The organism is Streptomyces sp. NPDC097619, assembly GCF_040302735.1.
GTDB lineage: Bacteria > Actinomycetota > Actinomycetes > Streptomycetales > Streptomycetaceae > Streptomyces.
In genome coordinates this window covers 1-20259 of sequence record NZ_JBEOSD010000022.1, presented here as the reverse complement: position 1 = coordinate 20259, position 20259 = coordinate 1, and the positions used below count along the sequence as shown (strand labels likewise).

General features: G+C 75.0%; 15 protein-coding genes and 2 pseudogenes. 11 read left to right on the top strand and 6 right to left on the bottom strand.

Annotated elements, in window-relative coordinates; all coding sequences use genetic code 11:
* Positions 1-157 precede the first annotated feature (157 nt).
* A complete protein-coding gene (locus ABTZ17_RS09040; protein ID WP_352194871.1) occupies positions 158-1327 on the top strand; it encodes a transglycosylase family protein in 1170 nt (389 codons plus the stop codon).
* Here ABTZ17_RS09040 and ABTZ17_RS09035 read toward each other — a convergent pair.
* Complete coding sequence (locus ABTZ17_RS09035; protein ID WP_352194870.1) at positions 1277-2419, bottom strand: DMT family transporter; 1143 nt, start codon at positions 2417-2419, stop codon at positions 1277-1279. The genes ABTZ17_RS09040 and ABTZ17_RS09035 overlap by 51 nt on opposite strands.
* A gap of 311 nt (positions 2420-2730) precedes the next feature.
* Here ABTZ17_RS09035 and ABTZ17_RS09030 point away from each other — a divergent pair, with 311 nt between their 5' ends.
* Positions 2731-4197, top strand: a complete 1467-nt coding sequence (locus ABTZ17_RS09030) for an SDR family NAD(P)-dependent oxidoreductase (protein ID WP_352194869.1) — start codon at positions 2731-2733, stop codon at positions 4195-4197.
* A gap of 409 nt (positions 4198-4606) precedes the next feature.
* Complete coding sequence (locus tag ABTZ17_RS09025) at positions 4607-4789, top strand: hypothetical protein (protein WP_352194868.1); 183 nt, start codon at positions 4607-4609, stop codon at positions 4787-4789.
* A gap of 138 nt (positions 4790-4927) precedes the next feature.
* On the opposite strand, the gene ABTZ17_RS09020 is transcribed toward ABTZ17_RS09025, so the two are convergent.
* The 3 genes and pseudogenes from ABTZ17_RS09020 to ABTZ17_RS09010 all read right to left on the bottom strand — a co-directional run.
* Positions 4928-6358, bottom strand: a complete 1431-nt coding sequence (locus ABTZ17_RS09020) for a lipase maturation factor family protein (RefSeq protein WP_352194867.1) — start codon at positions 6356-6358, stop codon at positions 4928-4930.
* A gap of 115 nt (positions 6359-6473) precedes the next feature.
* Positions 6474-7049, bottom strand: coding sequence for a DUF1990 domain-containing protein (locus ABTZ17_RS09015; protein WP_502994627.1), 576 nt, complete (start codon positions 7047-7049; stop codon positions 6474-6476).
* A gap of 9 nt (positions 7050-7058) precedes the next feature.
* A pseudogene (locus ABTZ17_RS09010) lies at positions 7059-7913 on the bottom strand (YndJ family protein); the annotation flags it as partial.
* 238 nt (positions 7914-8151) lie between these two features.
* Here ABTZ17_RS09010 and ABTZ17_RS09005 point away from each other — a divergent pair.
* The 7 genes and pseudogenes from ABTZ17_RS09005 (at position 8152) to ABTZ17_RS08975 (ending at position 16930) form a co-directional block, all read left to right on the top strand.
* On the top strand, positions 8152-9441 hold the full coding sequence (locus ABTZ17_RS09005; protein ID WP_352194866.1) for a DUF6777 domain-containing protein: 1290 nt from the start codon (positions 8152-8154) through the stop codon (positions 9439-9441).
* A gap of 114 nt (positions 9442-9555) precedes the next feature.
* Entirely contained in the window at positions 9556-11610 is a 2055-nt protein-coding gene (locus tag ABTZ17_RS09000; protein ID WP_352194895.1) for a SpoIIE family protein phosphatase, read from the top strand.
* A 67-nt stretch (positions 11611-11677) separates the two neighbouring features.
* Positions 11678-12538 carry an Fpg/Nei family DNA glycosylase gene (locus ABTZ17_RS08995; protein WP_352194865.1) on the top strand — a complete coding sequence of 287 codons (861 nt, stop codon included), beginning with the start codon at positions 11678-11680 and terminating at the stop codon, positions 12536-12538.
* An 18-nt stretch (positions 12539-12556) separates the two neighbouring features.
* Positions 12557-13396, top strand: a complete 840-nt coding sequence (locus ABTZ17_RS08990; protein WP_352194864.1) for a LytR/AlgR family response regulator transcription factor — start codon at positions 12557-12559, stop codon at positions 13394-13396.
* A gap of 152 nt (positions 13397-13548) precedes the next feature.
* Positions 13549-13878: pseudogene (locus ABTZ17_RS08985) on the top strand (hypothetical protein); the annotation flags it as partial.
* 113 nt (positions 13879-13991) lie between these two features.
* On the top strand, positions 13992-15716 hold the full coding sequence (locus tag ABTZ17_RS08980) for a sodium/solute symporter (RefSeq protein ID WP_352194863.1): 1725 nt from the start codon (positions 13992-13994) through the stop codon (positions 15714-15716).
* Positions 15713-16930 (top strand): histidine kinase, encoded by a 1218-nt coding sequence (locus ABTZ17_RS08975; RefSeq protein ID WP_502994626.1) that lies wholly within the window; start codon positions 15713-15715, stop codon positions 16928-16930. The genes ABTZ17_RS08980 and ABTZ17_RS08975 overlap by 4 nt, the downstream gene beginning before the upstream one ends.
* A gap of 56 nt (positions 16931-16986) precedes the next feature.
* Here the strand turns inward: ABTZ17_RS08975 and ABTZ17_RS08970 are convergent, their stop codons facing one another.
* Together ABTZ17_RS08970 and ABTZ17_RS08965 are read right to left on the bottom strand one after the other, a co-directional pair.
* Positions 16987-17457, bottom strand: coding sequence for a hypothetical protein (locus tag ABTZ17_RS08970; RefSeq protein WP_352194893.1), 471 nt, complete (start codon positions 17455-17457; stop codon positions 16987-16989).
* A gap of 334 nt (positions 17458-17791) precedes the next feature.
* Entirely contained in the window at positions 17792-18322 is a 531-nt protein-coding gene (locus tag ABTZ17_RS08965; RefSeq protein WP_352194862.1) for a sigma-70 family RNA polymerase sigma factor, read from the bottom strand.
* Positions 18323-18860: 538 nt separating this feature from the next.
* On the opposite strand from ABTZ17_RS08965, the gene ABTZ17_RS08960 reads away from it, so the two are divergent.
* A complete protein-coding gene (locus tag ABTZ17_RS08960) occupies positions 18861-20129 on the top strand; it encodes a CapA family protein (RefSeq protein ID WP_352194861.1) in 1269 nt (422 codons plus the stop codon).
* Positions 20130-20259 lie beyond the last annotated feature (130 nt).

Here is a 20259-nt window from a genome sequence, read left to right as displayed (position 1 = left end):
GACGCTACCCCGCCAATTGCACTTACCGCTCTCCTACATTGTGAGGAATGTCAACTCTCTTTCGGTCATGCGCCGTTACGACTCCCGCGAGCCCCTTGTCACGCCTTGGTCCTGCCGTTAGGTTGCGGGATTCCTGATGTCTTCCAGGGGGGCTCCCATGGGCGTACGGGGCCGGCACCGCCGGTACCAGCCGAGCAGCATCAACCGCGCTTCGCTCACCGTCACGGCGGGCGGCGCGGGGATCATGCTCCCGCTGATCGGTGCGGGCACCGGACACGCCGCTTCCGTGGACACCTGGAACAAGGTCGCCGCCTGCGAGTCCTCCGGGAACTGGCACATCAACACCGGCAACGGCTACTACGGCGGCCTCCAGTTCAGCCAGAGCACCTGGCGGGAGTTCGGCGGCACGGTCTACGCCTCGCGCGCCGACCTCGCCGACAAGGGCGAGCAGATCCACATCGCCGAGAAGGTCCTCGACGGACAGGGCCCGGGAGCCTGGCCGGCCTGCGGCCCGCGCGCCGGACTGACCCGCGGCGGGCCGGAGCCCGCCCTCGGGACCGGCACCGGCAAGAAGGCGCAGGAGACCCGCACCACGCCGGTGGTCAAGAAGACCCCGGCCGTCTCGCTGCCCAAGTCGGCCCGGCCCGCGCCCGGCTCCCCCTACACCGTGGTCCCCGGGGACTCGCTCTCCGGGATCGCCGGGGAGCAGCGCGTGCGCGGCGGCTGGCAGGCCCTGTACCAGGCCAACCGGCAGGTCATCGGCGCCGACCCGAACCTGATCCTGCCCGGCCAGCGGCTCAGCCTGACGGTCACCACCGTGCCGAAGCCCGCGGTGCCGAAGCCGGCCCCGGCGCCCAAGGAACCCCCGCGCTCCGCGAAGCCGGTCCCGGTCAGCCCCGTGAAGGCCAAGCCGGCCCCGCGCGGCGGCTGGTCCGCCCCGGTGGAGGCGGGCATCGGCACCCCCTACCACCAGTCCGGATCCTCCTGGTCCAGCGGCTACCACACCGGGGTCGACTTCCGCGTCCCGACGGGCACCTCGGTGAAGGCGGTCTCGGCGGGCGAGGTGGTCTCGGCGGGCTGGGCCGGAGCGTACGGGTACGAGGTGGTCATCCGGCACACCGACGGCAAGTACTCGCAGTACGCCCACCTGTCGGCGCTCAGCGTCCGGGCGGGCCAACAGGTCAACGGCGGACAGCGGATCGCCCGGTCCGGCTCCACCGGCAACAGCACCGGCCCCCACCTCCACTTCGAGATGCGGACCGGTCCCGGTTACGGCTCAGACATCGACCCGCTCGCGTACCTGCGGGGCCGCGGCGTGTCGATCTGAGGCCGCGCCCGGCCGCACGGCCGGGCGCACCGGGAGCACCGAGGAAGGCAGGGCGGCCGGTCCCGCGGAGACCAGCACCCCGGAGACCACCTCGGCCGGCACCGTCGGACGGGCCGCGGCGGCACGCGCCGGCGCGGCCCCGGCGGGCCGGAGACCGGGACGGCCGGCACCCCGGTCGACCGGGGCGGCGGAGCCCGCCGTACGCACTGCGGGACGGCCCCGACCCGCGGACCCGGCGCCCACGGACACCGGCTCGGGAGCGGAGCCCGCCGACAGCCGCTCGGCGGTCAGCAACACGATCCCGGCGGCCGCCAGCGCGCCGGAGACCAGCGCCACCGCCGTGCCCCCGGCGCCGAAGCGGAAGGACTCCCCGAAGAGGGTCAGCCCGACGGTGGCCGCCACCACCGGGTTCACCACGGTGACCGTCGCCAGCGGCACGGTCAGTCCGGCGCCCCGGTAGGCGGCCTGGGACAGCAGCAGACCCGCGCTCGCCAGGACCGCGATCACCACGAGGTCGCCGAGCCCGGCCAGCGGGTCCGCGGGACGCCAGGAGCCGGCCGCGGCCTTGGTGAACACGGAGGCGATGCCGAAGGCCGCGCCGGCGGCCGCCGCCAGCAGCACGCTGCGGGAGGTCGCCCCGCGCACCAGGTGCGCCAGCAGGAACAGGGCCGCCACTCCGCTCGCGGTCACCCAGGTCAGCAGTCCGCGCTCGGACCCCGTGAGCGGTTGCGAGGCGCTGCCGCCGGTCATCGCGAGCAGACCGGCCAGTCCGGCCGTGGCCAGCAGGGCCCCCTGCCAGGCCCGGCGACCGGCCCGCCGGCCCACGAACAGGGCGGCCATCGGCAGGGCGAAGACGATGGTCAGCGCGCCCAGCGGCTGGACCAGACTGAGCGGCCCGTACGCCAGGGCCACCACGTGGAGGAGGGCGCCGAGACCGTTCAGACCGACCGCGACCCACCAGCCGGCGCTGCGGAGCGGGGCGAAGGGGACTCCGGGGGAGCCCGCGGCGACCCGTTCCTGCACGATGGCGCCGCCCGCGTACGCCACCGCTGACACCAGCGACAGCAGCACGGCCAACGCCAGTGCACTCATGACAGTCTCCGCATTCTCCGGGCCGGTCCGTCCATGTCACCAGAATGCCGTCGCGGACGTGAGTATTCCTCGTGCTGGGGAAGGGGCGTCCGTACTGCGCTCGCAGTACGTGAGGGGACGACTACGCGCCAACGGCCCCCGGGACGGCGCGAAACGGACCGCCGCGGGCCCCCGCGCACGCCGGTCGGACGCCCTCCCGGCGTGACGGCGCCGTCGCTTCCCGTGAGCGGGTTTGGAGACCGGGCCCCAGGCTCTCTAAGCTTCTCCTTTTGGGACGATCCGCAAGCCGAGGACCGAGGAACGACGCAGCCATGACGGTGACCGAAGAAGTGCAGACGTACGGGCCGGGCATCGACCCCGAGCGTCTGGCCGTCTGCCTGAGCGTGCTCGACGAGCTCGACCAGCTGGACGTGGACCACCCCGACGCGATCACGGTCCGCCGGGCCACGGCCGGGATCTACCGCACCGTCAAGCAGCGCCGCCGCTCCGAGCGCCGCGCGGCCAAGACCGCCAACGACAAGGCCGTCACCGAGTCCACCGCGACCGGTTCCGCGGAGCGCATCGACGACGAGACCCAGGGGCTGGCCCTCACCACCGCCACCAAGGGCCCGATCGCCGGGATACTCCAGCGCCCGCGCTCCTGCTACGTCTGCAAGACCCGGTACGTCGAGGTCGACGCCTTCTACCACCAGCTCTGCCAGGACTGCGCCGCCTTCAACCGCGAGCGCCGCGAGGCCCGCACCGACCTGACCGGCCGGCGCGCCCTGCTCACCGGCGGCCGCGCCAAGATCGGCATGTACATCGCCCTGCGGCTGCTCCGCGACGGCGCGCACACCACCATCACCACGCGTTTCCCCAACGACGCGATCCGCCGGTTCAAGGCGATGCCCGACAGCCACGAATGGCTGCACCGGTTGAAGATCGTCGGGATCGACCTGCGCGACCCGGCCCAGGTGGTGGCCCTCGCGGACTCGGTGGCCGCGGAAGGCCCCCTCGACATCCTGATCAACAACGCCGCCCAGACCGTGCGCCGCTCCCCGCAGGCGTACAGCGAGCTGGTGGCCGCCGAGAGCGCCCCGCTCCCGGCCGGTGAGCTGCCCGCCGCGCACGTCATCGGCACCTTCGGCAGCGGCACCGTGGACCGGGTCGCGGCCCTGCCCGCCGCCCGCGAGGGCGAGGGCCTGAGCGCGCAGGACGTCACCGATCTGGCGCTGGTCTCCGGCTCCGCCTCCCTGGACCGCATCGCGGCGGGCACCGCGATCGACGCGGGCGGGCTCGTCCCCGACCTGCACGACACCAACAGCTGGATCCAGACGGTCTCCGAGGTGGACCCGGTGGAGCTGCTGGAGGTGCAGCTCTGCAACTCCACCGCCCCGTTCATCCTGATCAGCAAGCTCCGCCCGGCCATGGCCGCCTCCTCGGCGAAGCGCACCTACGTGGTCAACGTCTCCGCGATGGAGGGCGTCTTCAGCCGCGGCTACAAGGGCGCCGGTCACCCGCACACCAACATGGCCAAGGCCGCCCTGAACATGCTCACGCGCACCAGCGCCCAGGAGATGTTCCAGAAGGACGGCATCCTGATGACCGCCGTGGACACCGGCTGGATCACCGACGAGCGCCCGCACCCGGACAAGATCCGGCTGGCGGAGGAGGGCTTCCACGCCCCCCTCGACCTGGTCGACGGTGCCGCCCGGGTCTACGACCCGGTCATCCGCGGGGAAGCGGGCGAGGACCTGTACGGGGTCTTCCTGAAGGACTACGCGCCCGCCAACTGGTAGGCCGGAGCCGCCGCCGGCGGCCGATCACCGCAGCACGGAGCCCCAGGGGGCCCGGTCCGAAAGGACCGGGCCCCCTGTCGTTTACCGGCCGACCCCAGGAGTACGGGACGGGGCCTTCCTCCGGACTTGTACGGAAGCTGTACTGGTCCTGTACAGCCCCTGTACGGGTGTCGGACACGGTGTGACGGGGAGCGGACAGGCCGGAACTCAACCTCCTATCGAGCGGAACGCCGCTCAAATGTGTACCCTGAGGCGCACGGAAGGCCCCACCAGGGTCGTTTCCGTACCTGAACCACGGCGCCACCGCGACCGGATGCCCTTTCCTCAGCCCCGACGAACGGCCCCCAGCGGCCGGAAACGAACCAGTCGCGGACCGCCGCACGGGTTGCGCGACACGAAGGAGTGCGCGGTGACACCAGAGATGACCAAGTACGAGCAGGGCGGTCGCACCGACCGCGCGGACCACAAGGCCCGCGCCCGCCGGTCCGACGCCCTCGGCAGTCTCGAAGTCTGGGCCCGTTCGGCCCCGATCCGGCTGGCCGGGTACGAGGACGACCTCGCCGAGCCCCACATCCTGCCCAGCGTCGACTGAGCCCGACCGGCGCCGACCCGAGCGCGGCGCCGGTCGAGCGGGATCCCCCGCCCGCCGGGGCGTGCCCGTCCCTCCCGGACCGGCCCGCCCCCGCGGCGGCCCCCCGGCGTTCCGCGCCGGCTCCGTCGGGCCCTGCGGCTACGTCCCGTCCGCGCGGCCCGAGAGCCGCGTCGGCGGCAGGTACTCGCGCACCGGGCTCCGGTGCCACCACCGGCCGGTGGCCCGCAGCTCCGCCCACGTGGTGAACCGGTACCGGTCCAACCGCGCCCGCACGTACCGCGGCGGCTCCCCGGGGAACGGGTTGTGCCGCAGCAGCCGCAGGGTGTCCGGATCGTTCTCCAGCAGCCGGGTCACCAGCGGGCCGAACCAGTCCCGGGCGTAGCCGGGGGACAGCGCCGCGAACCACATCAGCCAGTCCAGCCGCAGGTGGTACGGGGCGAACTGGCGCGGCATCCGTCCCGTCGGACCGGGCTTGCCCTTGAAGCCGTACTCCCGCCAGTCCCCGTCCGGGCGCGGCGGATCCTCCCGGGTGCCCTCCAGGACCACCTCGTGCCGGACCCGACTGACCGAACCGAAGGCTCCGTAGCTGTTGACCAACCGCAACGGGTCGTAGGAGCGGTTCATCACCTGCCGCCGGGAGAATAGGTTCCGCACCGGACCGACACTGCGCACCAGCACGAGGAGGGTCACCGCGCACCCCGCGACCGCGAACCAGGCCGGCGGGTCGGGGGCGGACCGTCCGGGGCCGCCGAAGGCGGTGGTGTCCACGGCGGACGCGGCCAGGGCGATGGTGAGCCAGTTCAGCCAGGCGAAGTTCCCCGAGAGCACCAGCCACAGCTGGGTCACGATCATCAGTCCGGCCGCGACCGAGGCCACCGGCTGCGGGACGAACAGCAGGACCGGCACCAGCAGCTGCACCACGTGGTTCGCGGCGCACTCCACCCGGTGCAGGGGCCGGGGCAGCCGGTGGAAGAACCAGCTGAGCGGGCCGGGCATCGGCTGGGTCTCGTGGTGGTGGTCCAGGCAGGTCAGCCGGCGCCAGCAGGGATCCCCGCGCATCTTGATCAGTCCGGCGCCGAACTCGACGCGGAACAGCAGCCACCACAGCAGCCAGAGCACCGGCAGCGGCGGCCCGATCCGCGCGTTCCCGAGGAACACCGCCAGGAAACCGGCCTCCAGCAGCAGGGACTCCCAGCCGAACGCGTACCAGGTCTGGCCGACGTCGACCACGGACAGGTAGGCCGCCCACAGCAGCGCCCACAGCGCCATGGCCGCGCCCAGGGGGATGGCGTCGGCGGCGCCGGCCGCCACGGCCGCCGCCAGGACCGCGCCGCTCCAGCAGACGGCGGCGAAGAAGCGGTCCGAGTAGTGCAGGTGGAACAGGCTCGGCGAGCGCCGGAAGGGCACGGCCGCCAGGTACCGGGGGACGGGCAGCATGCCCCGGGAGCCGATCAGGGCCCGGAACTGGAGGGCCGCCCCGAGGAAGGCCGTCAGGTACACCAGGGCGAGGGTCCGCTGGAAGACCAGCAGGCCCCACCCGTACCCGGGCGGTGCGGTGAACCACTCCATGGCGCCTTCGTGCGCGTCCGGCGGGCGGTCCGGCCGCTCCGGGGCCCGCGCCTCCAGTATCCGACGCGGCCGACGGCCCCGCGGGTCTCCACGGGGCCGCACGGGCGGTGGTGGTTCAGGAGGCGGCGGCCAACCGGCGCAGGACGCGGCCGCAGTGCCGGGCGTAGGCGTGCTGGAGGACGGGGACCACGGGGCCGGCGAGCCGGGTGTACCAGCGGGCGGGCCGGCTGAAGGCGGTGACCTCGAACCACACCGTGCCGTCCGGGGCCAGCTCCACCACGAAGGACTCCTCGCCGCACTCGGGGTGGCCGGGCCGGGTGCCGTAGGCGAAGCCGACACGGGCCGGGTCCTGGTCCGTCCAGACCACCTCGCAGGGGACGGCCAGCCGTACGGGCCCCAGCCCTGCCGAGATCTCCACCGATCCGCCGGGCTCGGCGCGGTCGGCCGCCCGGACCCGGACCCCGGCGGCCCGGTGCATGGCGAAGCCGGTGACGGCCGCGCCGGCACGGGCGAACACCTCGGGGCCGTGGCCGATGGCGGTGCGGTGGCCCAGGTGGTGGTAGCCGGCGGGCAGCGGGCGGTGCCGGGTGGCGCCGCGCTCGGGATAGCTGAGGGTCTCGGGGGCGGGGCGCCGCGTCGGGTCCTGCGGAGTCGGCTCGGTGGGTTCGATGGGCTCGGTGGGTGCGGTCATGGGGCGTTCCTCCTTGAGGCGTCGCCAGGCGGCCACCGCGCAGAGGGCGAAGCCGAGGGCGTTGGTCAGGCCGTGGGTGGCGGCCATCCAGGTCAGGGTCGGGTGCGGCAGGCCGGTGGCCTCGCCCAGGGCCCACCACAGGGCCAGGAGCATCGTGGCTGGCAGCACGACCGCGGAGACGGCGAACAGGGCGCGGGTGCGACGGTCGGCCGAGGCGATGCGCGGGCCGCGCCAGGTGTGCAGGCCCACGGCCCACATCCCGGCGGTCAGCACCGCCGCACCGGCCAGCTCCACCCGGTCGCCGGTGAAGTAGCCCAGGAGCACGAGCAGGGTCCCGGCCGGCACGCTGTACCCGGCGAACCGGGCCGCCCGGCCGGGGGCGGGGGCTGATCCCCCTGCGGGCACCGGGTCGCCGGCCCCGCAGACCAGGGCCGCCACGAGGGCGGCGGCGAAGCCCGCGAAGTGGAAGTGGGGCACGGTCAGGGCGAGGATCCCGAGGTCGAAGCCGAACAGGGGGTGTCCGGCCCGTTCGGCGACCAGGGCGCAGGCGGCCACCGAGGGGGAGACCAGGGCGGTGAGCACGGCCGCTTCCGCGGGGCCCGGCGACCGGTGGCGGGTCAGTCGGATCGGGGCGCGGGCGGCGAGCGCCAGGGTGCCCAGGGCGTAGACCGCCGCCAGGAGGCAGGCGAGGGGCCCTCGGGGCAGCCAGAGGGACACCGCTCCGGGTACCGCCCACAGCGGCCACAGGCGCCGCAGCGCGGCGGGGGCCTCCCGGTCGACGAGGCCCAGTCCGAGCGGGACCACGACCAGCATGCCCAGGGCCACCACCGGGTTGACCAGCGCCGCCGGTGCGGCGTCCGCCAGATGCGTTCCGGCCGACACGGCCACCACCCCCTCGCACGCCCCCGCGCGCTTCTTGAACGTGTTCAACTCTTCTCGATAGGGAGCCTACGGGCTTTATTGAACATGTTCAACATCCTGAGAGGTTGGAGTGCGGGCGGCCGGGGGATCGCGGTGCGTGAATGGTCGAACACCGGTTGCGACACGCGCGGACCTGCTGCCCACAATGGGGCGATTCGCGAAGAAAGGCGGGAGAACGCCCGTGCGCACACCGGTAAGCCGCTACGCCCTGGCCTGCACGGCCGCCCTCGGACTGCTGGCCGCAGCCGGCTGCGGCGGCACGGAGAAGGCACGCTTCGCCCCGACCGGCCGCGAGGTGCTGCTCCAGCCCGTGGCCGACGCGGGCCCCGACCCCTTCACCGCCTCCTCCGCCACCTCCACCGTGGCCCTGCCCCTGCCCCAGGCCCCCCGACAGGGCGCCCCCGGACCGGCCGCCGACGCCGACGCGGCCCCCGCCCCCGGACCCGGACTGCGAGCCGTCTCCGGATCCACCCCCGGCCTGTACGGCGGCATCCACAAACGCGGCAGCTGCGACGTCGAACAGCAGGTCCGCACCCTCACCGCCGACCGGAACAAGGCCCGCGCCTTCGCCGGCGCCGCCGGCATCGAACCGGCCCGGATCCCCGACTTCCTGCGCGAACTCACCCCCGTGGTGCTGCGCGCCGACACCCGCGTCACCAGCCACGGCTTCAAGGGCGGCCGCGGCGTCGCCTACCAGGCCATCCTGCAGGCGGGCAGCCCGGTGCTCGTGGACGACTACGGCCTGCCCCGGGTCCGCTGCACCTGCGGCAACCCCCTGATGCCCCCCGTGGAGATCAAACAGGGCGCCTTCCACGAGGGGGACCCCTGGCCCGGCTTCCGTGCCGAGGAGGTCGTGGTCGTCACCCCCACCGCCGAGGCCGTGTCCAACCTCGTCATCGTCAACATCAGCAACAACACCTGGATCGAGCGGCGCTCCGGGGACGACGGGGCCCAGGACAGCGTCCCGGCCGTCACCCCGCCCTACGACCCCAGCGGGCCGGTCCCCGCCCAGCCGCCCGGCGAGGGCGCCACCCGCCCGTCGGCCCCCTGCGTCGGGGCCGGCAACAGCCTGGCCCGGACCGCGCCCCCCGAGCCCGGCCGCCCCGCGGGCACCACCGCCACGGGCGAGCCCTGCCCCACCACCGCGCCCCCCACCGCCCCGCCCGCCCCGCCCGAAACCCCCGCGGACCCGGGCACCGGCGGCCGGACCGAGGTGCCGCCCGCCGACCCCGGCGGCGACCCCACCGGCGGCCAGGGACTGCCGCAGGACCCGGGCGCGGGCCCCGCCGACCCGTACGCCCCGTACGACCCCGGCACCGCCGACCCCTACGCCCCCGACCTCCCGGACGGCGGTACCGGCGACCCGGCCGACCCCGACGGACCCGGCGCCCCGCACGACCCCTACGACCCGTTCACCCTCCCCGAGGGCGGTCTCGGCACCGACCCCGGGCCGCAGCTGGAGAGCGCCTGAGCGTCTCCTGTCGAGGAATCCGGCCCGGGATGTCATGGTGGAGCGGTGCCGACCACGGTTTCCCTGCCGGACGACTGGCCGGCGGACCCGGACCGGAGCCTCGCGCTCAACCGCATGGGCAGCTTCGACTGGGACCTGCTCGCCGGGCAGATGCACCTGGATCCGCCGGCCCTCGACGTGTTCGACACCCGGCCCGAGGACTACGACGGACAGCCGGAGTCCCTCGCCCCCCGGGTGCCGACCGAGGAGGCCGTCCGCCTCGACGCCCTCGTCACCGGAGCCCTCAAGAGCGGCGTCGACAACTACGGCGCCTACTTCCGGATCCGCTGCCGGGACGGCTCCCTGCGCTGGACCCACACCCAGGGTCGGGTCTTCCGGGACCGGGAGGGCCGCCCCTACCGGATCATCGGCATCGTCCGCGACGCCACCGAGGAGCTCAGCCACTCCGCGGAACGCCTCGGCCTCGACGAGGAGCGCCGACGCCAGACCAGCGTGGTCGAGGGCACCACCGCCGCCCTCGCCCACGCCCGCACCGTCCGCGACGTCATCGACGCCCTCAGCGACAGCCACGGCCTGGAACGCCTCGGCAGCATGGGCATGGTCATGGGCCTGGTCGAATCCGGCCGCATCCACCTGGTGGCCGAAGGACCGGCCGGCAGCTTCGTCCCCGGCACCCGCTACACCCGCGTCGACGAGCCCTACCCCATGAGCGAGGTGGTCCGCTCCCTCCAGCCCCGCTTCATCGCCTCGGCGGAGGAGTTCGCCCACGGCTTCCCCGGCCTCTGGTCCAAGATCGCCCCCATGCGGATCTCCGCCGCCGCCTACCTCCCGCTCATCGCCCAGGCCCGCCCCATCGGCGCCATCGGCCTGCTCTACCAGGACAAGGACGGCTTCACCCAGGAGGAGCGCAACCTCCTCGTCGCCCTCGGCAGCAGCATCGCCCAGAGCCTCCAACGCGCCATGCTCCTCGAACAGGAACACGACCTCGCCGAAGGGCTCCAGCAGGCCATGCTGCCGCGCCGGATCCCCGACGTCCCCGGAGCCGAGATCGCCGTCCGCTACCGCTCCGCCAAACTCGGCCGCGACATCGGCGGCGACTGGTACGACGTCATCCCCCTGCCCGGCGGCCGGGTCGGCGCCGTCATCGGGGACGTCCAGGGCCACGACACCCACGCCGCCGCCGTCATGGGACAGCTGCGCATCGTCCTGCGCGCCTACGCCGCCGAGGGCCACACCCCGGCCACCGTCATGGCCCGCGCCTCCGGATTCCTCCACGAACTCGACACCGACCGCTTCGCCACCTGCGCCTACGCCGAAGCCGACCTCAGCACCGGAGTGGTCCAGCTCGTCCGCGCCGGCCACCTCGACCCCCTGCTGCGCACCCGCGACGGGGACTGCGGGCGACTGCCCGTCACCGGCGGCATGCCCCTCGGCCTGTCCGCCGAGTTCGGCCGACTGGAGTACCCCGTCACCACCGTCGAACTCGAACCCGGCGAAACCCTCCTGCTGTGCACCGACGGGCTGGTCGAACAGCCCGGCGCCGACCTCGACGACGGGGTCCGGGCCCTCGCCGCCCGGGTCCGCGGCGGCCCGGAGGACCTCCAGGAGCTCGCCGACCGGCTCTGCGAGGTCGCCGACGAACGCGGCGGCGAGGACGACATGGCCCTGCTGCTCCTGCGGCGCCGCGTCGGGGACGCGCCCCGCGGCGGCGGCCGCCTCCAGCAGCACGTGGCCCAGGGCGACCCCGAGGCCCTGGCGGCCGCCCGGCACATGATCGGAGCGGCCGTCCGGGCCTGGGGTGCCCGCGAACGCTCCGACGAGATCGAACTCGTCGCCGACGAACTCGTCACCAACGCCCTCATGCACACGGACGGGCCCGCCGTGGTCACCCTGCGCGTCCTCAGCGGCACCCAACGCCGCCTGCGCGTGGAGGTCGAGGACCGCTCCAGCGCCCTGCCCCGCCGCCGGGAGGCCGGGGACAGCGGGGTCTCCGGCCGCGGCCTGATGCTGGTGGACCGGCTCGCCGACGTCTGGGGCGTGGAGTCCCGCGGCAGTGGCAAGTGCGTGTGGTGCGAGTTCACCGTGCCCCAGGAGCAGTCCCGCCCCCGCCCGGCCGGGGGAACCGCGGGCGGAACCGGCGCGGAAGCCCGACGTCCGCGGCGGACCTGACGGAATCGGCCCGCGCACCCGCCGCTCCCACCGCGCCCCGAAGCCGGCTCCGGGGCACCCTGGAGACATGCCCGAACTCCCCGAGGTCGAGGCGCTCCGGGAGTTCCTGGACACCCGTCTCGCCGGACGGGTCCCCGAACGGATCCGGATCCTCGCCGTCAGCGTCCTGAAGACCTACGACCCGCCGCCCGAGGCGCTCCTCGGACTGCCCGCCGGGCCGGTCACCCGCCACGGCAAGTTCCTGGCGCTGTCCTTCGGCGACCTCCACCTCGTCACCCACCTGGCCCGGGCCGGCTGGCTGCGCTGGCAGGACGCCCTGCCCACCGAACCGCCCCGCCCCGGCAAGGGCCCGCTCGCCCTGCGCCTCGCCCTCGACGACGGCGCCGGCTTCGACCTCACCGAGGCCGGCACCCAGAAACGGCTGGCCGTGTACGTGGTCACCGACCCGGCCCTCGTCCCCGGCATCGCCCGCCTCGGCCCCGATCCGCTCGCGCCGGATTTCGACCGCGCCGCCTTCGGAGCCCTCCTCGGCGGGGACCGCCGGCAGATCAAGGGCCTGCTCCGGGACCAGTCCGTGGTGGCCGGCATCGGCAACGCCTACAGCGACGAGATCCTCCACGCCGCGCGGACCTCCCCCTTCAAGCGCGCCGCCTCCCTCACCGAGGAGGAGACCGACCGGCTGTACGAGGCCGTCCGCGAGGTCCTCGGAGAGGCCGTGGAACGCTCCCGCGGGCTCGCCGCCGGACTGCTCAAGGCCGAGAAGAAGAGCGGGCTGCGGGTGCACGGCCGCACCGGCGAGCCCTGCCCCGTCTGCGGGGACACCGTCCGCGAGGTCTCCTTCGCCGACTCCTCGCTCCAGTACTGCCCGACCTGCCAGACCGGCGGTCGTCCCCTCGCCGACCGGCGTCTCTCCCGGCTCCTCAAATAGCCCCTCTACACTCCGGGCATGCTGCGCGCACTGGCCGTCGACGACGAGAAGCCCGCCCTGGAAGAGCTGCTGTACCTGCTCCGGGCCGACCCGCGGATCGCCGTGGCCGAAGGGGCCAACGACGCCACCGGGGCGCTCCGCCGCATCGGACGGGCCCTGGAGGCCGGGCCGGACGGCGAGGACGGCATCGACGTGGTGTTCCTCGACATCCACATGGCGGGGCTGACCGGCCTCGACGTGGCCCGACTGCTCTCCGGCTTCGCCCGGCCGCCGCACCTGGTGTTCGTCACGGCCCACGAGGGCTTCGCCGTCCAGGCCTTCGACCTCAACGCCGTGGACTACGTCCTCAAGCCCGTCCGCAGGGAACGTCTCGCGGAGGCCGTCCGCCGGGTCTGCGACCAGGCCGCCGCCGGGCCGACCCCGCTCCGCGCCGGGACCGCGCCCGCACCCCCGCTCGCGCCGGCCTCCGCACCCGCCCCGGTACCCGCGGCCGTGGTCGGCGCGCCGCCCGCGGCCGTCGAACCGCCCGGGGAGATAGCCGTGGAACTGGGCGGGGTGACCCGCTTCGTGCCCGTGGACGAGATCGCCTACGCCGAGGCCCAGGGGGACTACGCCCGCCTGCACACCGCCGCCGGCAGCCACCTCGTGCGCATCCCGCTGTCCACCCTGGAGGAACGGTGGGCGGCGCGCGGGTTCGTCCGGATCCACCGCCGTCACCTGGTGGCCCTCGCCCGCATCGACGAACTCCGGGTGGACGCGGGGGTGACCACCGTGAAGGTCGGCCCCGCCGAGCTCTCCGTCAGCCGCCGCCACGCCCGCGAACTGCGGGACCTGCTGATGCGGCGGGCCCGCGGCTGATGTCCTCGCCCACCACCCCCGACCCGGCCACCACCCCCGACCCGCCCACCGCCTCCGGCCGGGCCACGTCCACCGGTTCCTCCCGCGCCCCCGACGCCGTCCCCGGAGACGGCCCCGACGCCCCGGCCCCGCGTCGCGAGACCGTCACCGGGGTGCCGCTGCACGGGCGGCGCCCGGTGCGGGCGCACCCTCCGGCCCGCTCCGAGATCAGCGAGCACACCAGCCTCGGCGCCACCTACGTGAGGGCGCTGATGCGCAGCCAGCTGCGGGCGGCCCTCACCGCCCTGGCCGCGCTCGCGGTGTTGGTCGGCGGGCTGCCGCTGCTGTTCGTGCTGCCCGCGCAGTCCCGGGGCGGGGCCCCCGCCCCGCTGGTGTGGGCCTGCCTGGGCCTGGCCGTGCACCCGGTGCTGTGGCTGACCGCCCGCCGGTACGTGCGCCGTGCCGAGCGCAACGAACGTGACTTCACCGGCCTGGTGGAGGGGCCCGCCGGGCCCCCGGACCGCCCCCGCCCGCCCCGGCCCCCGTTCCGAACGGTGCCGCCCGGCCCCCGGACGGGGTACGGCGATCGGGGCCGCGCCCCGGGGGGAGGCGCCGGATGAACCCCGCCTACGCCGTGCCCGCGGTCACCGCCGTGGTGCTGGGCACCCTGCTCATCGGTTCCCTCGGCCTGCGGATCTCCCGCACCACCTCCGACTTCTACGTGGCCTCCCGCTCGGTGGGGCCGGGCCTGAACGCCGCCGCCATCAGCGGGGAGTACCTGTCGGCGGCCTCCTTCCTCGGGATCGCCGGACTGGTGCTGCTCCAGGGCCCGGAGATGCTCTGGTACCCGGTCGGCTACACCGCCGGGTACCTGGTCCTGCTCGTCCTGGTCGCCGCCCCGCTGCGCCGGTCCGGCGCGTACACCCTGCCGGACTTCGCGGAGGCGCGGCTGGAGTCGCGGGCGGTGCGCCGGCTGGCGGCCCTGTTCGTGGTCGGGATCGGGTGGCTGTACCTGCTGCCCCAACTCCAGGGGGCCGGGCTCACCCTGCGGATCCTCACCGGGGCCCCGCACTGGACGGGGCCGCTGGTGGTCGGGGTGGTGGTGACCACGGCCGTGGCGGCGGGGGGCATGCGCAGCATCACCTTCGTCCAGGCGTTCCAGTACTGGCTGAAGCTGACGGCCCTGCTGGTGCCCGCGATCTTCCTGGCGGCGGCCTGGTTCGGGGACGGGGCGCCGCGCACCGCGTTCGGCGAACCCCCGGCCTTCCGCGAGAGCACCGCGGTGCGGATCGCGGACCCGGTGCGGATCCGACTGGACGACCCGCTGCGGGTCACCGTCACGGGCAGCGTGGACGGCCTCCCGTACCGGGGGGCCTCCGTCCTCCTCGAACCGGGCCCGCACCGCTTCGGGGCGGGCACCGAGCTGCGCTTCCCGGCCGGGGCCCGGGTCCCGGAGCGGGCCGCCCCGGAGAGCGGCACCCCGTGGTCCGCACCGTTGGCCGGCAGCCGGGAGGAGCATCCGCTGTACGCCACCTACGGGCTGATCCTGGCCACGTTCCTGGGCACCATGGGGCTGCCGCACGTCGCGGTCCGCTTCTACACCAGCCCGCACGGGGCGGCGGCCCGCCGGACCACCCTGGCGGTGCTGTTCCTGGTGGGCTCCTTCTACCTGTTGCCCCCGCTGTACGGGGCGCTGGCCCGGATCTACGCCCCCGAGCTGGCCCTGACGGGCACGGCGGACGCGGCCGTGCTGGTGCTCCCGGAGCGGATGGTCGGCGGGGTGGTGGGGGATCTGTTGGGGGCGCTCCTGGCGGGCGGGGCCTTCGCCGCCTTCCTGTCCACGGCCTCGGGGTTGACGATGGCGGTGGCGGGGGTGCTGAGCCAGGACGTGCTGCCCTCGCGCGGGGTACGGCACTTCCGGCTGGCCACCCTCCCGGCGATGGCGGTGCCGTTGGTGGCGAGCGTGTTCGCGACGAGCGTGCCGGTGGCCGACGCGGTGGGCCTGGCGTTCGCGGTGTCCGCGTCCTCCTTCTGCCCGTTGCTGGTCCTCGGGATCTGGTGGCCGCGGTTGACCGCCCCCGGTGCGGCCTGGGGGCTGCTGGTGGGCGGGGGTTCGGCGCTGGGGGCGGTGCTCGCCACCCGGGCCGGTGTGCCGGGCGGCGGGTGGCCGCACACCCTGTTGGCCTGGCCCGCGGTGTGGTCGGTGCCCTTGGGCTTCCTCACGATGGTGGGGGTGTCCCTGGCGACCCGGCACCGGATACCGCCGGGCACCGCGGCCACTCTGACCCGGCTGCACCTGCCGGAGGAACTGGCCCGACCGCAGGGGGAGGTGCGCCGGTGACCCCGCAGGAGCTGGTCGCCCTGGCCCCGGCGGGTCTGGCACTGCTGGGGGCGGGGGTGTGGGCGGGGCGTCGTCGGGGACCGCGCCGGGAGGAGGACTCCGATCTGGACCTCGGCACCCCCGTGGAGCGGGCCACCTTCCACACCCTGCACACGGCCTCCCTCGCCGCCCCGCCGTTGCGCGCGGGCCTGACGGAGGAGACGGCGCGGAAGGCGGTCCGGGGGTTGCGGCCGCTGCTGGGCACGGAGGCGCTGTGCCTGACCGACCGGTCCCGGGTGCTGGCCTGGGACGGGCCGGGGGCCTCGCACCACCAGGACCGGGTGGCGGCGCGGGTGGAGCGGCTGGTGGCCTCCGGGCGCAGCGAGAGCTTCCGTACGGACTGCGAGCGTCCGGCCTGTCCGCTGCGCTGGGCGGTGATCGCGCCGCTGACCGGGGAGGACGGGGTGTTGGGCGCGCTGGTGGCGTACGGGTCGCGGGAGTCGGCGGTGCTGGTGCGGGCGGCGACGGAGGTGGCCCGCTGGGTGTCGGTGCAGTTGGAGCTGTCGGAGCTGGACCGCTCGCGGACCCAGCTGATCGAGGCGGAGATACGGGCGTTGCGCGCGCAGATCTCCCCGCACTTCATCTTCAACTCGCTGGCCGCGATCGCCTCCTTCGTCCGGACCGATCCGGAGCGGGCCCGGGAGCTGCTGCTGGAGTTCGCGGACTTCACCCGCTACTCCTTCCGCAAGCACGGCGAGTTCACCCGGCTCGCCGAGGAACTGCGCTGCATCGAGCAGTACCTGGCGCTGGCGGGGGCCCGGTTCGGGGACCGCCTGAAGGTGACCCTCCAGGTGGCGCCGGAGGTGCTGCCGGTGGCGCTGCCCTTCCTGTGCCTGCAACCGCTGGTGGAGAACGCGGTCAAGCACGGGCTGGAGGATTCGGTGGCGGAGTGCCGGATCTCCATCGTGGCCCGGGACGAGGGGGCGGAGGCCGTGGTGACGGTGGAGGACAACGGGGTCGGCATGGAACCGGCCCTGCTGCGGGCGCTGCTCGCGGGAGAGGGCCCGGCCTCCTCGGGGATCGGGCTGCGCAACGTGGACGAGCGGCTGCGCCAGACGTACGGGGACGCCTACGGGCTGGTCATCGAGACCGGGGCCGGGGCGGGGATGAAGGTGACCGTGCGGGTGCCGAAGTACCGGCCGGGGGTGCATCCCGGGGTGCCGGTGGGCGGCTGAGGCCGGACCCGGGGCGGTACCGGGTCGGGGCGGGGTCGCGCGCGGGGACGCGGGGCTCAGAACAGGTGCATGGCCAGGTGCCCCAGGGGCAGGCCGAGTTCCCAGGCGGGGGTCCAGACGCGGGAGTTCTCGTCCACGGCCGGGGGGCCTTCGCGGTGCGGGCCGGGGGGCAGGGCGGGGTCGAGGTTGGTGGCGTACAGCTCGGTGCGGTCCAGCCACCGCCAGGCGGCGCGGGCCAGCGCGAGGTCGGCGTCCTCGCCGCCGGGCCGCTCCCGGGCGGCTTCGCCCAGTTCGAGGAAGCGGGTGTCCACCCAGTCCCGCCACGGGTGTCCGTAGGCCGTCAGGGAGAGCCATTCGTCGAGTTGGGAGACCACCCGGATGCCCGGGAGCTCGCCCGCGGCGTCGGCGAGGTAGATGGTCAGGGCCAGGGTGTCCCGGCCGGCCCGGAACTCCAGGGTGCTGACCGGGATCAGCCGCCCGGTGCGCAGGAGTTCGTCCGCGATGTACTCCGCGTAGAGCCAGGCCATGGGGATCCGTGGCCCGTCGTCACTGGTGCCGTTCGAACGTTCGGGCCGCACCGTTCCACCTTCTCCCGCGCTTCGTGCTTGCTCCGTCGGGGGAGAGCCTTCACGCCGAGGCTCCTCGAACGGGAGCCGTTTACTCAAGTTGGACGCTCTGATGACGGATTCGATGCGTCTCTTGGCCGGAATGCTCGATAAATCGACTGCATCCGGTCATCCTGGACGGATCTTGGCTGATCCGGGCCCTGGTGCGCGGGTTGTGCGGGTTGCGGAAGGTGCCGGACGTGCGCGCGGGGCGCCCGCCCCGGAGGCGGGCGCGGGCGGCGCGTGAGGAGCGGGCTCAGCCCCGGCCGTACCCCGGCAGCCCGCGGCGCAGCGCCCGCAGGGCGTAGTGGGTGCGGGACTTGACGGTGCCCGCGGGGATGCCCAGTTCGCGGGCCGCCTCGGAGACCGACCGGTCCCGGAAGTAGACCTCCACGAGCACGTCGCGGTGCTCGGGGCCCAGACCGCGCACGGCCCGCCGCACGTCGATCGCGGTCACCGCGCCCGCCACGGCGTCCTCCGGCGCGGGGGAGTGCTCCAGGGCCTCCGCCTCCACCTCCTGCGGGCGGGAGAGCCGGGCCCGGCGGGCGTCGATGGCGAGCCGTCGGCCCACCGTGAACAGCCAGGGGCGCATGGACTCGTGGGCGGTCTCCAGGGCCTCGGGGTGCTGCCAGGCCCGGACCAGGGTCTCCTGGACCAGGTCCTCGGCGCGCTGGGCGTCTCCGTGGGTGAGGCCGAGCAGGAAGCCGAAGAGCGCCCGGCCGTGGTCGCGCTGGAGTTCGGCCAGTTCCTCGGCGCTCGTGCGCCGGAGGGTGCTGGAGCTGTTCACCGGGGGCTCCTTCCGTGGGTTGCCGGGGTCCGGTGCACCCACCCTGACCTGCGGGAGCCGGGGCGGGAACGGCCCGGTCGGGACCGCGCGCCCAAGGGTCCCCGGGGGTCGGACGGACGGGCGCCCCGCGCGACGAACGGTCGGTCGAGGGCGTCGAACGGCATGCCGGAGCGCCGGGGGCGGGCCGGAGCGCGGCCGGATCCGGTGCGCTCCCCCCGGGCGTGGATTCCGGCGCGCCCTCGGCGCGGATCCCCGCGACCGTTTCGGACCCGGTGCCGACGCGGTCGCCACCCGCTTCCGACCCGGATGCGCCTGCCGTTCCGCATGCGGTTCCGCATGTGCTTCCGCTTCCCGGTGCCGACCTGTCCCTTCCGGGCGGCTCCGCCGAGAGCGTCGACGCGGGGCGCGGCCGTCCGGGGGCGGCGGCGGGGCCGGTGGGACGAGCCCCCGGCGCGCCCGCTTGACGGGTCCGGGCCGCCGCCCCTGATCCTTCCGGGAGTGTGACGATCGGATGGTCTGATGAACGGGAGACGGGCGGATGAGCGAGCAGAACACGGGACCGGACCGGCCGGCCCCGCGCGGGCACCGGGAGGACCGCCCCCACGGCCGTGACCGGGGGCGTCGTGGTGCCCGCCGGGGCGCGGCCGCGGCCTCGGCCCTGCTGGTGGCCGCCCTGGCGGGCTGCTCCGGCGCCGACGGGTCCGGCGCGGCCCGCCTCGCCGGGCCGCCCGGCCGGGCCACGAGCGCCGCGCCCGTCCCCGCCGAACGCGGATTCACGCTGGTCGCCGGCGGTGACGTGCTGCCGCACGGCTCGGTGATCGACCGGGCCGCCCGTGACGCCGACGGCGAGGGCTACGACTTCGCCCCCATGTTCGCCTCCGTCAAGCCGATGGTCAGCGCCGCCGACCTGGCCCTGTGCCACATGGAGACCGTGTACGGAGAGGAGGGCGGGCCCTTCAGCGGCTACCCGGCCTTCGTCTCGCCCCCGCAGATCGCCGCGGGGCTCAAGGCCACCGGGTACGACGGCTGCTCCACGGCTTCCAACCACACCCTGGACGCCGGGGCCGCCGGGGTCCGTCGCACCCTGGACGCCTTCGACCGGGCGGGCCTGGGCCACGCGGGCTCGGCCCGGACGGCCGCCGAGGCCGCCCGTCCGCGGACGTACACCGCCGGTACGGCCCGCGTCGCCCATCTGGCCTACACCTACGGGACCAATGGCTATCCGCTCCCCGAGGGCCAGCCCTGGGCGGTGAACCTCACCTCCCGCGAGAAGGTGATCGCGGACGCGCGGGCCGCCCGCAAGGCCGGCGCCGACGTGGTGCTGGTCAGCCTGCACTGGGGCACCGAGTGGCAGACGGAACCGGACGCCACCCAGCTGAGCCTGGGGAAGGCCCTCACGGCCTCGGCCACCGGCGGCCGGCCCGACGTGGACCTCGTGCTGGGCACGCACGCCCACGTGCCGCAGCCGTACGAGAAGGTCAACGGCACCTGGATCGTCTACGGAATGGGCGACCAGATCGCCGGGCAGATGTTCGACCACGCCGGGCGGTACGAGCCACGGGGCAACCAGGGCTCCCTCGCCCGCTTCCGCTTCGAGCCCCCGGCCCGGCCGGGGGAGCGCTGGCGGGTCACCCGGGCCGAGTACGTGCCCACGTGGATGGACACCGACGCGGGCCGGCTGGTGCACCTCCCGGCGGCCCTGGCGGCCGACCCCTCCCGGCAGGAGGCCCGCGAGGCCCGGGACGCCATCACCGAGGCCGTCCTCGGCCGCGGCGCCGCCCGCGACGGTCTCACCGCCGGCAGCTGACGGACCCCGCCGTCACGGAGCACCGACTCCGGTTCCTCCGTCGCCGGGTCGGCCCGGCGCCGGTCCGGTCGACCCGGCGAGCCTACTCCCGGAGCTCTCAGGCTGTGAGCGGATCGCTACTCAGCGGTGC